Origin of the sequence: Streptomyces coeruleofuscus (assembly GCF_039532725.1) — a bacterium.
Taxonomy (GTDB): Bacteria; Actinomycetota; Actinomycetes; order Streptomycetales; family Streptomycetaceae; genus Streptomyces; species Streptomyces coeruleofuscus.
The window spans coordinates 1,480,404-1,494,819 of the sequence record NZ_BAAASE010000001.1 but is presented as its reverse complement, the minus strand read 5'-3'; the positions used below and the strand labels follow the sequence as shown (position 1 = coordinate 1,494,819).

At 70.0% G+C, this 14,416-nt stretch carries 12 protein-coding genes; 6 read left to right on the top strand and 6 right to left on the bottom strand.

The window, feature by feature from the left end; genetic code table 11:
- Positions 1-8: 8 nt before the first annotated feature.
- From ABFX81_RS06535 to ABFX81_RS06510, 6 genes are read right to left on the bottom strand one after another with little or no spacing between them, the layout of a single operon-like run.
- Positions 9-1,433, bottom strand: coding sequence for a BNR-4 repeat-containing protein (locus ABFX81_RS06535; protein WP_086846008.1), 1,425 nt, complete (start codon positions 1,431-1,433; stop codon positions 9-11).
- A 17-nt stretch (positions 1,434-1,450) separates the two neighbouring features.
- Complete coding sequence (locus ABFX81_RS06530; RefSeq protein ID WP_059414378.1) at positions 1,451-1,771, bottom strand: L-rhamnose mutarotase; 321 nt, start codon at positions 1,769-1,771, stop codon at positions 1,451-1,453.
- 17 nt (positions 1,772-1,788) lie between these two features.
- Positions 1,789-2,874, bottom strand: a complete 1,086-nt coding sequence (gene rhaS / locus ABFX81_RS06525; RefSeq protein ID WP_086846005.1) for a rhamnose ABC transporter substrate-binding protein — start codon at positions 2,872-2,874, stop codon at positions 1,789-1,791.
- A gap of 29 nt (positions 2,875-2,903) precedes the next feature.
- Positions 2,904-3,896 carry an ABC transporter permease subunit gene (locus ABFX81_RS06520; protein ID WP_086846003.1) on the bottom strand — a complete coding sequence of 331 codons (993 nt, stop codon included), beginning with the start codon at positions 3,894-3,896 and terminating at the stop codon, positions 2,904-2,906.
- Entirely contained in the window at positions 3,889-4,929 is a 1,041-nt protein-coding gene (locus ABFX81_RS06515) for an ABC transporter permease (protein ID WP_059414372.1), read from the bottom strand. The genes ABFX81_RS06520 and ABFX81_RS06515 overlap by 8 nt, the downstream gene beginning before the upstream one ends.
- A complete protein-coding gene (locus ABFX81_RS06510; protein WP_086846001.1) occupies positions 4,926-6,443 on the bottom strand; it encodes an ATP-binding cassette domain-containing protein in 1,518 nt (505 codons plus the stop codon). Before ABFX81_RS06510 ends, ABFX81_RS06515 begins: the two co-directional genes overlap by 4 nt.
- 262 nt (positions 6,444-6,705) lie before the next feature.
- Between ABFX81_RS06510 and rhaI the strand changes: the two genes are divergently transcribed.
- From rhaI to ABFX81_RS06480, 6 genes are all read left to right on the top strand, one after another.
- A complete protein-coding gene (rhaI, locus tag ABFX81_RS06505) occupies positions 6,706-7,866 on the top strand; it encodes an L-rhamnose isomerase (protein WP_086845999.1) in 1,161 nt (386 codons plus the stop codon).
- Positions 7,867-7,972: 106 nt separating this feature from the next.
- On the top strand, positions 7,973-10,012 hold the full coding sequence (locus ABFX81_RS06500) for a bifunctional aldolase/short-chain dehydrogenase (protein ID WP_086845997.1): 2,040 nt from the start codon (positions 7,973-7,975) through the stop codon (positions 10,010-10,012).
- Positions 10,009-11,457, top strand: coding sequence for an FGGY-family carbohydrate kinase (locus ABFX81_RS06495; protein WP_086845994.1), 1,449 nt, complete (start codon positions 10,009-10,011; stop codon positions 11,455-11,457). Before ABFX81_RS06500 ends, ABFX81_RS06495 begins: the two co-directional genes overlap by 4 nt.
- Before the next feature lie 71 nt (positions 11,458-11,528).
- The gene (locus ABFX81_RS06490) at positions 11,529-12,284 is read left to right on the top strand and encodes a heterodisulfide reductase-related iron-sulfur binding cluster (protein WP_086845992.1); all 756 of its coding nucleotides are present in this window, start codon (positions 11,529-11,531) and stop codon (positions 12,282-12,284) included.
- Positions 12,281-13,759, top strand: a complete 1,479-nt coding sequence (locus ABFX81_RS06485) for a LutB/LldF family L-lactate oxidation iron-sulfur protein (RefSeq protein ID WP_086845988.1) — start codon at positions 12,281-12,283, stop codon at positions 13,757-13,759. The genes ABFX81_RS06490 and ABFX81_RS06485 overlap by 4 nt, the downstream gene beginning before the upstream one ends.
- The gene (locus tag ABFX81_RS06480) at positions 13,756-14,391 is read left to right on the top strand and encodes an LUD domain-containing protein (protein WP_086845986.1); all 636 of its coding nucleotides are present in this window, start codon (positions 13,756-13,758) and stop codon (positions 14,389-14,391) included. The genes ABFX81_RS06485 and ABFX81_RS06480 overlap by 4 nt, the downstream gene beginning before the upstream one ends.
- Positions 14,392-14,416: the final 25 nt, after the last annotated feature.

The window sequence follows — 14,416 nt, the reverse complement described above, 5'->3', positions numbered from 1 at the left end:
GGCTTCGGTCAGGCGGGCAGGCGGAAGTCGATCACGTGCAGCGCCGAGGGCGTCGTACCGCTGGACTTCTCCTGGTACATGAAGGACAGCACACCGTCCTGCGCGACGCGTGTCTCGTCGATGACGACCTCGCCGAAGGCGTTGAGGCCGCTGCCGTCGAAAAGGATCTTCCAGTCGGTGTATCCGGAGGCCGCCGAGGCGCCGGCGACGCGGCCGAAGGGGAAGATCGCGTACGCGTTGTCGTACTTGTCCAGGATCAGCTTGGTGCGCTGGCTGGAGTTCAGCGGGACCGGGATCTCGGTCTTCTGCCAGGCGCCGGAGGCGTTCCTGCGGACGTGGAAGGCGCGGCCGTTGCGCGTCCGGTCGGTGACGTAGTCGGTGGTGCACTGCCCGAAGCGGCCCGGGACGTAGGAGATGATCGCGTGCGGCCGGCCCGCGGAGTCGGTGGACTGGCTCTCCTGGTTCATCAGGGAGTGGTCCGGGTTGAGCGGGTCGACGACCAGACCGGCGTCGTTCACGGACACCTTGTCGGAGCCGCCGGTGACGCCGACGACGGTGCCCGCGTTGTTGCGCCAGGTGCGGCCGCGGTCGTCGGAGTAGACGTAGCCGGTGTCGTGGTTGGTGATGCCGCCGCCGTTGCACATCACGGCGCCGTTCTGCTCGCGCCAGGTGAAGAAGGAGTGCAGCCGGCCGTTCCGGTCGTAGTCGATGCCGTGCAGGTACATGTTGCGGGCGGTCGAGGAGCCGTGCTCGCTGGTGTACGTGCCGGTGGAGCTGGACCACTCCCCCAGGTTGGTCCACTTGGTGCCGTCGTACTCGGCGAGCGCGTTGCGGCCGTTGCCGGAGACGGCGACACGGTAGCTCAGCTGGAGCCTGCCCTCCGGCGTGGAGATGAACTGCGGGTAGGTGAACTGCGAGGTCAGCGCCAGGCCGTCCAGGGTGGACTGGGGCGCGCCGAAGCGGCTCGCGGTCCAGCTCAGCCCGCCGGGGTTGTCCAGGAGCCCGGCGACCGACTTGACGTAGGTGAAGCCGTCGCTGTGGGAGTCCATGTTGAGGTGCAGCCGGCCGTCGGTCTTGGAGACGCCCATGGAGATCACGTTGTGGGAGTCGTTGTACCGCAGGGTGTGCCCGACCTTGACCGTCGACCAGGTACTGGCGCCGAGGACCCGGCGTCCGACGACGGCGTTGCGGTCGGCCGTGTACCAGACGGCGTACTGGTAGCCCTTGTAGGTCAGCAGGCCGTTCTTCTGGAACGCGTTGTTGTTGACCAGGCCGTCGTACGACACGAAGAAGAGGGCCTGGCTGTCGAGCGTGGTGGTGCCGGTCCTGGTGACGGAGGGGCCGGGGTCGGCGGCCCGCGCGGTGCCGGCGGCGAAGGCGGGGGTCACCACGGCTCCGGCGAGAGCGGCGGCCAGCAACGTACGTCTGTGCATCTCATGAACTCCATTGTTCAGGCGAGGTGGAACACTTCCGTGAGCGGTTTCATGGCCTCGTCGGGCCGGGCGCCGTCCAGCGACTCGAAGAACGGCGCCATCTCCGCCTGCCAGCGGGCGTTGACGTCGGTGGCTTCCATTCCGGCCTGGGCGGCCGCGAAGTCCTCGGTCTCCAGGTAGCCGACGAGCAGTCCGTCCTCGCGCAGGAAGAGCGAGTAGTTGTGCCAGCCGGTGTCCGAGAGCGCCTGGAGCATCTCGGGCCAGACGGCGGCGTGCCGCTCGCGGTACTCGTCGAGGCGGTCCGCCCGGACCTTCAGCAGGAAGCACACGCGCTGCATCAACAACCCTCCGGGAATCAGAAGTTGAACTGGTCGATGTTCTTGGCGTCGAACACGGTCGGCTTGCCGAGGCTGATCACGCCGTCCTTGCCGATGGTGTACTCGCCCATGGAGCCGGCCTTGAAGGTCTCGCCCTCCTTGCCGGTGATCTGCCCGGAGGACAGGGCGACGGCGGTACGCGCGGCCAGCTCGCCGAGCTTCGCCGGGTCCCACAGCTCGAACGCCTCGACGGTGCCGTTCTTGACGTACTTGCGCATGTCGTTCGGGGTACCGAGGCCGGTCAGCTTGACCTTGCCCTTGTACTTGGAGCCCGACAGGTACTGGGCGGCGGCCTTGATGCCGACGGTGGTCGGGGAGATGATCCCCTTCAGGTTCGGGTACTCCTGGAGCAGGCCCTGGGTCTGCTGGAAGGACTGCTGGGCGTCGTCGTTGCCGTACGCGGTCTTCACCAGCTTCATGTTCTTGTACTCGGGCTTCTTCAGCTCGTCCTTCATGAAGTCGATCCAGGTGTTCTGGTTCGTCGCGGTCTGCGCGGCGGACAGGATCGCGATCTCGCCCTTGTAGCCGATCTGCTTGGCGAGCAGCTGCACCTCGGTACGGCCCAGGTCCTCGGCGGAGGCCTGCGAGACGAAGGCGTTGCGGCAGTCGGGCGTGGTGTCGGAGTCGTAGGTGACGACCTTGATGCCGTTCTTCATGGCCTGCTTGAGCGCGGTGCACAGGGCGCCCGGGTCCTGCGCGGACACGGCCATCGCGTCGACCTGCTGCTGGGTGAGCGTGTTGACGTAGGAGACCTGGCCGGAGGTGTCGGTCGCGCTGGAGGGGCCGACCTCCTTGTAGCTGGAGCCGAGCTCCTTCAGCGCCTTCTCGCCGCCCTTGTCGGCGGAGGTGAAGTACGGGTTGTTGACCTGCTTGGGCAGGAAGCCGACGGTCAGCCCCTTCTTCAGCTCGGCGTTGGGGTCGGCCTTGCCGGCCGCGGCTGCGGAGCCGCCCTCGCTCTGCACGTCCTTCTTGGTGGTGCCGCCACCGCAGGCGGTGAGCGCCAGAGCGAGAGAAGTGGCGGTGGCGAGCGCCGCGCAGCTGCGGCGGAGGGTTGACTTGCGCATGGCTGTCGTCCTTTACGAGGAAGGGCTGGTTATGAGGTGGGAGTCGAGGCGGCTCTGCGGCCCGCCCTCGCTGTGGAGATCTGCCGTACGACCCGCGGGCCGAGCACGGAGAGAACGAGCAGGACGCCGGTGACGACGATCTGCGACTGGGCGGAGACGTCCTGGAGGCTCATCACGTTCTGCAACGCCCCCAGCAGGAACACCCCGGCGATGGCGCCGCCCAGCGTGCCCTTGCCACCGTCGAAGTCGATACCGCCGAGCAACACGGCCGCCACGACGGAGAGTTCCAGACCCGTGGCGTTGTCGTAGCGGGCGCTGGCGTAGTGCAGCGCCCAGAAGATGCCAGTCAGGGAGGCCATCAGACCGGTCAGCGTGAACAGGATCAGCTTCTGCCGCTTGACCCGGATGCCGGCGAACCGCGCCGCCTCCTCACTCGCCCCGATCGCGAACAGCGACCGCCCGAACGGCGTGGCGTGCAGCGCGACCACGGCGATGGCGAGCAGGACGAGGAACGGCAGGAAGGCGTACGGGATGAACGTGTCCCCGATGCGCCCGGCCGCGAAGTCCAGGTACTGCGTGGGGAAGTCGGTCACCGCGTCCGACCCGAGCACGATCTGCGCGACACCCCGGTACGCGGCGAGCGTGCCGATGGTGACGGCGAGGGACGGCAGCCCAAGCCTGGTCACCAGCAGGCCGTTGATCAGCCCGCACACGACACCCAGCAGCAGGCAGATCGGGATGATCGTCTCGATGGCCATGCCCTGGTTCCACAGGGCGCCCATCACGGCACCGGACAGACCCGCCGTGGACGCCACCGACAGGTCGATCTCCCCGGATACGACCAGCAGGGTCATCGGCAGGGCGATCAGCGCGATCGGCAGCGTGTTGCCGATGAGGAACGACAGGTTGAGCGCGTTGCCGAACCCGTCGACGAAGCCGAAGGAGAACAACAGCACCACGATCAGCAGGGCGCCGACGACCGTGTCCCAGCGGACCGCTCGGCTCAGGGAGATGTCAGCCATGGCGGGCGTTCCTCTTCTTCAGGGCGGAGGCCACGCGCAGCGCGACGATCCGGTCGACCGCGATGGCGAGGATGAGCAGGATGCCGTTGATGGCGAGCACCCAGACGGAGCTGACGCCGAGGGCGGGCAGCACGCTGTTGATGGAGGTCAGCAGCAGCGCGCCGAGGGCCGCGCCGTAGACGCTGCCGGAGCCGCCGGTGAAGACGACGCCGCCGACCACGACCGCGCTGACGACGGTGAGTTCATAGCCGTTGCCGGTGCCGGAGTCGACGTTGCCGAACCGCGCGAGGTACATCGCGCCGGCGAGTCCGGCGAGGGCGCCGCAGAAGGTGTACGCGGCGAGGATCCGCTTGCGCACGGGGATGCCGGCGAGGCGGGCGGCCTCGGGGTTGGAGCCCAGCGCGTACAGCTCGCGGCCGCTGGCGAAGTGCTTGAGGTAGTAGGCGGTGGCGATGAGGACCGCCAGGGCGATCAGCGCCAGGTACGGCACCGCCGAGATGCCGCCGGAGCCGAAGTCGACGAAACCTCCGGGCAGATCGGCCGCGGTGATCTGGCTGGAGCCGACCCAGATGGAGTCGATGCCGCGGATGATGTAGAGCGTGCCGAGGGTGACGACGAGCGCGGGCACCTGGCCGAGGCTGACGAGCAGGCCGTTGAGCAGTCCGAAGCCGATGCCGAGCAGCACGGCCAGGGCGATCGCCACGACCGGGTTGCCGCCGCCCTGGAGATACGTTCCGGCGGCGAAGGCGCTGATGCCGAGCGTGGATCCGACGGACAGGTCGACGTTGCGGGTGATGACGACGAGGGACTGCCCGGTGGCGACGAGCACGAGGATCGTCGCGTTCAGCAGCAGGTCCTTGATGCCCTGTTCGGACAGGAACTGGCTGTTGCCGGCCTGGGTGACCGCGATCATCACCAGGAAGACGACGAGGATGGCGAGTTCGCGCATCTTGAAGACGCGGTCGACGAGGCGGGTGCCGCTCGACTTGGGCACGTCGGCCACGGGGGCCTCTTGTGGGGTGACGACCGTCATGCGGCGGCCCTCCCGGTGGCTGCGGCCATCACGGTTTCCTCGGTGGCGTCGGAGCGTGGGATTTCGGCGGTGAGCCGGCCCTCGTGCATGACCAGCACGCGGTCGGCCATGCCGAGGATCTCGGGCAGGTCGGAGGAGATCATCAGGACGGCCACGCCGTCGGCGGCCAGTTGTGACAGCAGCCGGTGCACCTCGGCCTTGGTGCCGACGTCGATGCCGCGGGTCGGCTCGTCCACGATCAGCACCCTGGGCGCGGTGGCGAGCCACTTGGCGAGCACGACCTTCTGCTGGTTGCCGCCGGAGAGGGTGTTGACGGTGTCGGCGATCCGGGCGTACTTGACCTGGAGCTTGACGGCCCAGTCGAGGGAGCGGCTGCGCTCGGCGCCCCGGTCCATCAGACCCGCCTTCACGGTCGTGCGCAGCCCGGTGAGTCCGATGTTCCGCTCGATCGACATGTCCATCACCAGGCCCTGGGCGCGTCGGTCCTCGGGGACCAGGGCGAGGCCGGCGGACATCGCGGTGGACGGGGCGCCGTTGACCAGGGCCTTGCCGTCGACGGTGACCTCGCCGGCGTCCCAGCGGTCGATGCCGAACACGGCCCGGGCGACCTCCGTACGCCCGGCGCCCACGAGTCCGGCGAGGCCGACGATCTCGCCGTGCCGTACGTCGAAGGAGACGTCGGTGAACACGCCTTCGCGGGTCAGGCGGCGCACGCTCAGGGCGACCTCGCCCGGCTGCACGTCCTGCTTGGGGTAGAGCTCGTCGAGGTCACGGCCGACCATGCGGCGCACGAGGTCGTCCTCGGTCATGCCCTCCAGTGGCTCGCTGCCGACCAGGGCGCCGTCGCGCAGGGTGGTGACCCGCCGGCAGATCTCGAAGATCTCCTCCAGCCGATGGGAGATGAACAGTACGGCGGCGCCCTGGTCGCGCAGGGTGCGTACGACGCCGAAGAGGCGGGCGACCTCGCTGCCGGTGAGCGCGGCGGTCGGCTCGTCCATGATCAGGACGCGGGCGTCGAAGGAGAGGGCCTTGGCGATCTCGACGATCTGCTGGTCGGCGATGGACAGGCCGCGGGCGGGCCGGTCGGGGTCGAGTTCGACACCGAGGCGCTCCATGAGGGCGGCGGTCGCGTTGTGCGTGGCCTTGTGGTCGATCCGGCCGAGGGCGCGCCGGGGCTGGCGGCCCATGTAGATGTTCTCGGCGATCGACAGGTCGGGGAAGAGCGTGGGCTCCTGGTAGATCACCGCGATGCCGGCGTCGCGGGCGTCGCCGGGGCCATGGAAGGTGACGGGCGCACCGTCGAGCAGCACCTGGCCGGCGTCCGGCCGGTGCACTCCGGCGAGTGCCTTGATGAGGGTGGACTTGCCGGCACCGTTCTCACCGGCGAGCGCGTGCACCTCCCCGGGGAACAGCTCCAGGGAGACGTCCCGCAGTGCGCGGACCGCGCCGAAGGACTTGGAGACGTCCTTCAGTGCCAGAACCGGGGCCGGACCCGTGGTGGACGGGTGGGTCATGGGGGCTCCTCGACGACGCCGGCGGGACGGCCCTCTCGGCGTCGTGAAAGGTTTCAACTGGATTGCCGGGACGTTAGGCGGGTCGCGCATGTCACGTCAATGGGTTCCGGTCGAAAAAGTTTCGAGGACAGAAGGTCACGCCCTGGTCACGAGTAACCGTGTCGACCAGAGGGGTTGACACCCCTTCGGGGGGCCCATAACTTCGCGTCCTGAATCGTTTCATTCGGTGGTCATTACGACCCGATGCCTCAGGAGCCCTGACGTGACCGAGCTCGCCGCGGTGAAGGCCGCTCTCAAGACCCAGGCAGTCGAGACGCCGTCGTGGGCGTACGGGAACTCGGGCACACGCTTCAAGGTGTTCGCGCAAGCCGGTGTGCCGCGCAATCCGTACGAGAAGCTGGACGACGCGGCGAAGGTGCACGAGTTCACGGGGGCCGCACCGACCGTCGCCCTGCACATTCCGTGGGACAAGGTCGACGACTACGCGGCGCTGGCGAAGCATGCCGAGCAGCGCGGGGTGAAGCTCGGCGCGATCAACTCCAACACGTTCCAGGACGACGACTACAAGCTCGGGAGCATCTGCCACCCGGAGGCTTCTGTGCGCCGCAAGGCCGTCGACCATCTGCTGGAGTGTGTCGACATCATGGATGCGACGGGTTCGACGGACCTGAAGCTGTGGTTCGCCGACGGGACGAACTATCCCGGGCAGGACGACATCCGGGCCCGGCAGGACCGGCTCGCCGAGGGGCTCGCGGAGGTCTACGAGCGGCTGGGCGAGGGGCAGCGGATGCTGCTGGAGTACAAGTTCTTCGAGCCGGCCTTCTACTCGACCGATGTGCCGGACTGGGGCACGGCGTACGCCCACTGCCTGAAGCTCGGGCCGAAGGCTCAGGTCGTCGTCGACACGGGGCATCACGCGCCGGGGACCAATATCGAGTTCATCGTGGCGACGCTGCTGCGGGAGGGGAAGCTCGGCGGGTTCGACTTCAACTCGCGGTTCTACGCGGATGACGACCTCATGGTGGGCGCGGCCGATCCCTTCCAGCTGTTCCGGATCATGTACGAGGTGATCCGTGGCGGGGGGTTCTCGCCCGAGGTCGCGTTCATGCTCGACCAGTGCCACAACATCGAGGCGAAGATTCCGGCGATCATCCGGTCGGTGATGAATGTGCAGGAGGCCACGGCGAAGGCGTTGCTGGTCGACGCTGACGCGTTGGGTGCGGCGCAGCGCAGCGGTGATGTGCTGGAGGCCAATGCCGTGCTGATGGATGCGTACAACACCGATGTCCGGCCTCTTCTTGCTGAGGTGCGGGAGGAAAGCGGTCTTGACCCGGACCCGATCGCCGCGTATCGCCGTTCCGGGTGGGCGGAGAAGATCGTTTCTGAGCGGGTTGGTGGGGAGCAGGCGGGGTGGGGTGCGTAAGCGTCTGCCGAGATCTGTTGTCTGCGGGGTGCGGGCCGAGTGTGGCTGGTCGCGCAGTTCCCCGCGCCCCAAAAGAACCACCCCCCGTTGAAAGGAACCGGTATCCATGACACCGCACCCCGAAGCCGCCGCTCTCCTGGCCCGTTCGCACCGGCTCGGCTCCGATCCCCGCAACACCAACTACGCGGGAGGCAACGCCTCCGCCAAGGGCACCGAGACCGACCCCGTCACCGGTGGTGATGTCGAGCTGATGTGGGTGAAGGGGTCCGGCGGTGACCTCGGCACGCTCACCGAGGCGGGACTCGCCGTGCTCCGGCTGGACCGGATGCGGGCGCTCGTCGACGTCTATCCGGGGGTGGAGCGCGAGGACGAGATGGTCGCCGCGTTCGACTACTGCCTGCACGGGAAGGGCGGGGCGGCTCCCTCCATCGACACCGCGATGCACGGGCTGGTCGAGGCGGCGCACGTCGACCACCTCCACCCCGACTCCGGTATCGCGCTGGCGTGTGCCGCCGACGGCGAGAAGCTGACCGCCGAGTGTTTCGGGGACAGTGTCGTGTGGGTGCCGTGGCGGCGGCCCGGATTCCAGCTGGGGCTGGACATCGCGGCCGTCAAGGAGGCCAATCCGCAGGCCGTCGGGTGCGTTCTCGGCGGGCACGGGATCACCGCCTGGGGCGACACGTCCGAGGAGTGCGAGCGGAACTCGCTGCACATCATCCGGACCGCGGAGAAGTTCCTCGCCGAGCGCGGCAAGGAGGAGCCCTTCGGGCCGGTGATCGAGGGGTACGCCGCGCTGGGTGCCGGGGAGCGCCGGGAGCGGGCCGCCGCGCTCGCGCCGTACGTCCGTGCCCTCGCGTCCCAGGACCGGCCCCAGGTCGGGCACTTCGACGACTCCGAGGTGGTTCTCGACTTCCTCGCGAGCGCCGAGCATCCGCGGCTGGCCGCGCTGGGCACCTCCTGCCCGGACCACTTCCTGCGGACCAAGGTGCGGCCGCTGGTCCTCGACCTGCCGCCGACGGCTCCGCTCGACGAGGCCATCGCCCGGCTCAAGGAGCTGCACGCTGAGTACCGCGAGGAGTACGCCGCCTACTACCAGCGGCACGCCCTGCCCGACTCCCCCGCCATGCGCGGCGCCGACCCGGCGATCGTGCTGGTCCCGGGTGTGGGCATGTTCAGCTTCGGCAAGGACAAGCAGACCGCCCGGGTGGCCGGCGAGTTCTACGTCAACGCCATCAACGTGATGCGCGGGGCGGAGGCCGTGTCCACGTACGCGCCCATCGAGGAGTCGGAGAAGTTCCGCATCGAGTACTGGGCGCTGGAGGAGGCCAAGCTCCAGCGGATGCCGAAGCCCAAGGCGCTCGCGACGCGGGTCGCGCTGGTCACGGGTGCGGGCAGCGGTATCGGCAAGGCGATCGCGCACCGGCTGGCCGCCGAGGGCGCCTGTGTCGTCGTGGCCGATCTGAACGGCGAGAACGCGGCCGCGGTCGCCGAGGAGCTGGGCGGTCCGGACAAGGCCGTCGCCGTGACGGTGGACGTCACGTCCGAGGAGCAGATCGCCGAGGCGTTCCGTGCGGCCGTGCTGGCCTTCGGCGGTGTCGACCTCGTCGTCAACAACGCCGGTATCTCGATCTCCAAGCCGCTGCTGGAGACCTCGGCGAAGGACTGGGACCTCCAGCACGACATCATGGCGCGCGGGTCCTTCCTCGTGTCGCGGGAAGCGGCGCGGGTGATGATCGCGCAGGAGCTGGGCGGCGACATCGTCTACATCGCCTCGAAGAACGCCGTGTTCGCCGGGCCCAACAACATCGCCTACTCGGCCACCAAGGCCGACCAGGCCCACCAGGTCCGGCTGCTCGCCGCCGAGCTGGGCGAGCACGGCATCCGGGTCAACGGGGTCAACCCCGACGGTGTCGTGCGCGGCTCCGGGATCTTCGCCGGCGGCTGGGGGGCCCAGCGGGCCGCCGTGTACGGGGTCGAGGAGGAGAAGCTCGGCGAGTTCTACGCCCAGCGGACGATCCTCAAGCGGGAGGTGCTGCCCGAGCATGTCGCGAACGCGGTCTTCGCCCTCACCGGCGGCGACCTGACCCACACCACCGGGCTGCACGTCCCGGTCGACGCCGGCGTCGCGGCCGCCTTCCTGCGGTGAGCGCGGCCGTGAAGTCGTACGCCGCGGTCGACCTCGGCGCGTCCAGCGGGCGCGTCATGGTCGGCCGCGTCGGCCCCGACAGCCTGGAGCTGGCCGAGGCGCACCGCTTCCCGAACCGGCCCGTGCGGGTGCCCGAGGGGCTGCGCTGGGACGTGCTCGGTCTGTACGCGGGGGTGCTGGACGGGCTGAAGGCGGCGGGGCAGGTCGACTCCGTCGGGATCGACAGCTGGGCCGTGGACCACGGGCTGCTCGACGCGGACGGGGCGCTGCTCGGCAATCCCGTGCACTACCGGGACTCCCGGACGGAGGGGGTCGCGGAGAAGGTGTGGGCGACCGTCCCGGCGGAGGAGCTGTACGCGGCGACCGGGTTGCAGTACGCGCCCTTCAACACCCTGTACCAGCTGACGGCCGCCCGGTCCTCGGCCCAGCTGTCCTCCGCCGAGCGGCTGCTGCTCATCCCCGACCTGCTGACGTACTGGCTCACCGGCGAGCAGGGCACCGAGCTCACCAATGCCTCGACGACCCAGCTGATCGATCCCCGGACCCGCGACTGGTCGTACGGCATCGCCTCGCGGCTGGGCATCGACCTGGGTCTGTTCGCGCCGCTGCGGCAGCCCGGTGATCCGGCGGGTGTGCTGCGGGACGCCGTACTGGAGGAGACCGGGCTGACCGGACCCGTGCCCGTGACGGCGGTCGGGTCGCACGACACCGCGTCGGCGGTGGCCGCCGTACCCGCCGGGCGGGAGCGGTTCGCGTACATCTGCACCGGCACCTGGTCCCTGGCCGGACTGGAGCTGGACGCGCCGGTGCTGACCGAGGAGAGCCGGGCGGCCAACTTCACCAACGAGCTGGGGCTGGACGGCACGGTCCGGTACCTGCGCAACATCATGGGGCTGTGGCTGCTCCAGGAGTGCGTGCGGGCCTGGGGCGAGCCGGACCTGGGCGCGCTGCTGCTGGAGGCGTCCAAGGTGGAGGCACTGCGGTCCGTGGTGGACGCGGGCGACGCGGCGTTCCTCGCGCCGGGGCGGATGCCGGAGCGGATCGCCGAGGCGTGCCGGGTCTCGGGGCAGCCCGTGCCCGGGTCGCAGGCCGAGGTGACGCGCTGCATCCTCGACTCCCTCGCCCTCGCCCACCGCAAGGCGGTCCAGGACGCGCAGCGGCTCGCCGGGCATCCGGTGGACGTGGTGCACGTGGTGGGCGGCGGCACGCGCAACGCGCTGCTGTGCCAGCTGACCGCCGACGCCTGCGGGCTGCCGGTGGTGGCGGGGCCGACGGAGGCGGCCGCCCTGGGGAACGTGCTCGTGCAGGCCCGGGCCCACGGTCTCGCCGGTGACCTGGCGGGGATGCGGCGGCTGCTCGTCCGTACGCAGCCCCTCACGCGGTACGAGCCGCGCGGCGGGACCGAGCGGTGGCGCGCCGCGCAGGACCGGCTCGCCGGGGACTGACGGGGTCTCCCCCGGGCCTCCTCCCCGGACTACGCTGCAACTCATCCGATGATCGACCACAAGGAGCCGCGATGCGTGTCGCCCTGTTCCTGACCTGCGTCAACGACACGCTGCATCCCGACACCGGCCGCGCCGTGGTGAAACTGCTGACCAGACTGGGCGTCGACGTCGACTTCCCGATGGCGCAGACCTGCTGCGGCCAGGCGCACTACAACACCGGATACCGTCACGAGGCCGAACCGCTCGCCCGGCACTTCTCCGATGTCTTCGGCGAGTACGAGGCGATCGTGACGCCGTCCGGGTCGTGCGGGGCGATGGTGCGGGAGCTGTATCCGCGGATGGGCGAGCGGGCCCGGGCCGAGGGGCGCGGGGACACCCTCGCGGCCACGCTGGCTCCGGTGGTGCCGAAGACGTACGAACTCACGGAGTTCCTGGTCGACGTGCTGGGCGTGACGGACGTCGGGGCGTACTACCCGCACAAGGTGACGTACCACCCGACCTGTCACGGCCTGCGCGGTCTGGGCCTCGGCGACCGGCCGCGGCGGCTGCTCCAGGCCGTGAAGGGGCTGGAGCTGGCCGAGCTGCCGGGGGCCGACGAGTGCTGCGGGTTCGGCGGCACCTTCGCGCTGAAGAACGCCGACGTCTCGGCGGCCATGGGCACCGACAAGGTGCGCAACGCCGAGTCGACGGGAGCCGAGGTGCTGTGCGCGGCCGACAACTCCTGCCTGATGCACATCGGCGGGACGATGGCCCGGCTGCGGACGGCCATGCGGCCGGTGCACATCGCGGAGATCCTGGCGAGCACGGAGGAGGAACCGGCCGTATGAGCGGAACGTTCGTCGGGATGCCGGCGTTTCCGGAGGCCGCGCGGGAGGCCGTGGGCAACACGACCCTGCGCGGCAACCTGCGGCACGCCACGCACACCATCCGCGCCAAGCGGGCCAAGGCCGTGACGGAGGTGTCCGACTGGGCCGAGCTGCGCGAGGCGGGCAAGCGGATCAAGGACCACACGCTGCGTCATCTGGACCGCTACCTCGAGCAGTTGGAGGAGGCGGTGACGGCGGCCGGCGGCATCGTCCACTGGGCCGCCGACGCGGCGGAGGCCAACGAGATCGTCACCCAGCTCGTGAAGATGACCGGCGAGTCGGAGGTCGTCAAGGTCAAGTCGATGGCCACCCAGGAGATCGGGCTCAACGAGGCGCTGGAGGCCGAGGGCATCCGCGCCTACGAGACCGATCTCGCCGAGCTGATCGTGCAGTTGGGCAAGGACCGCCCCTCGCACATCCTCGTCCCGGCCATCCACCGCAACCGCGGCGAGATCCGCGACATCTTCTCCCGGGAGATGAGCGAGTGGGGCCGCCCGGCCCCCGAGGGCCTCACCGACACGCCCGCCGAACTCGCCGAGGCGGCCCGGCTGCACCTGCGGGACAAGTTCCTGCGCGCCAAGGTCGGTATCTCCGGCGCCAACTTCATGGTCGCCGAGACGGGCACGCTGGTGGTCGTGGAGTCGGAGGGCAACGGCCGGATGTGCCTGACGCTGCCCGAGACGCTGATCTCGGTCGTCGGCATCGAGAAGATCGTGCCGACGTGGCGGGACCTGGAGGTGTTCCTCCAGACACTCCCCCGCTCGTCGACTGCGGAGCGCATGAACCCGTACACGTCGACGTGGACCGGGACGACCGACGGGGACGGGCCGAGCACCTTCCATCTGGTGCTGTTGGACAACGGCCGCACCGACACCCTGGCCGACGAGGTCGGCCGGCAGGCGCTGCGCTGCATCCGCTGCTCGGCGTGTCTCAACGTGTGCCCGGTGTACGAACGCGCCGGCGGCCACGCCTACGGCTCGGTGTACCCGGGGCCGATCGGCGCGATCCTCAGTCCCCAACTGCGGGGTACGGGCAGTGAGATCGACGCCTCGCTGCCGTACGCGTCCTCGCTGTGCGGCGCGTGCTACGAGGTGTGCCCCGTCGCCATCGACATCCCCGAGGTGCTGGTGCACCTGCGGGAACGGGTCGTGGAGGGCGGGGAGGTCACCCGGGAGGGCAACAAGGTGGTGCTGCGGCCGGCGAAGGGGCACGCCGCCGAGCGGGCGGCGATGCGCGCGGCCCGCTGGGCGTTCACGCACCCGGGCGCGCTGCGTACCGGCCAGCGCGCCGCCTCCCGGACCCGGCGCTTCCATCCCCGTACGCTGCCCGGGCCCGGGCGGGCCTGGAGCGGGACCCGCGATCTGCCACCGGTGCCCGCCGAGCCGTTCCGGGACTGGTGGCAGCGGACGCGCGGTGGGAAGGACGGTGCCAGGTGAACAGCAGGGAGCGGATTCTGGGGCGGGTGCGGCGCGCGCTGGCGGACGCGCCGGCCGACGAGGAGCCGATCGCGCGGGACTATCTGCGCGAGCACGGGCAGCGGACCGTCGCGGAGACGGTGGAGCTGCTCGCCGAGAATCTGGCGGACTACCGGGCGGTCGTGCATCGCTGCACGGACGACGAGTTGCCGGACGTGCTCATGCGTCTCCTGGCGGAACGGGGCGTGCAATCCGTGCTGGTGCCCCCCGGACTGCCACCGCACTGGCTCAGGGCGGTCGACGCGACGCGTGTCCACGACCGGGCCGTGAGCACGCCGCACGAACTCGACCGGGTCGACAGCGTCGTCACCGGGTGCGCCGTCGCCATCGCCGAGACCGGCACCATCGTGCTGGACGGCTCGCCCGACCAGGGGCGGCGCCGGATCACGCTCGTCCCCGACCACCACATCTGTGTCGTGCGCGTCCCCGGCCAGGTCGTGTCGTCCGTGCCGCAGGGGCTCGAACGCCTCGACCCGGCACGTCCGTTGACATGGATCTCCGGGCCGTCGGCGACCAGTGACATCGAGCTGGACCGGGTCGAGGGGGTGCACGGTCCGCGCACGCTGGAGGTGATCCTGGTGGGCGACGCCTGACTCGTCGCCCAGGCCTGGTCGGAGG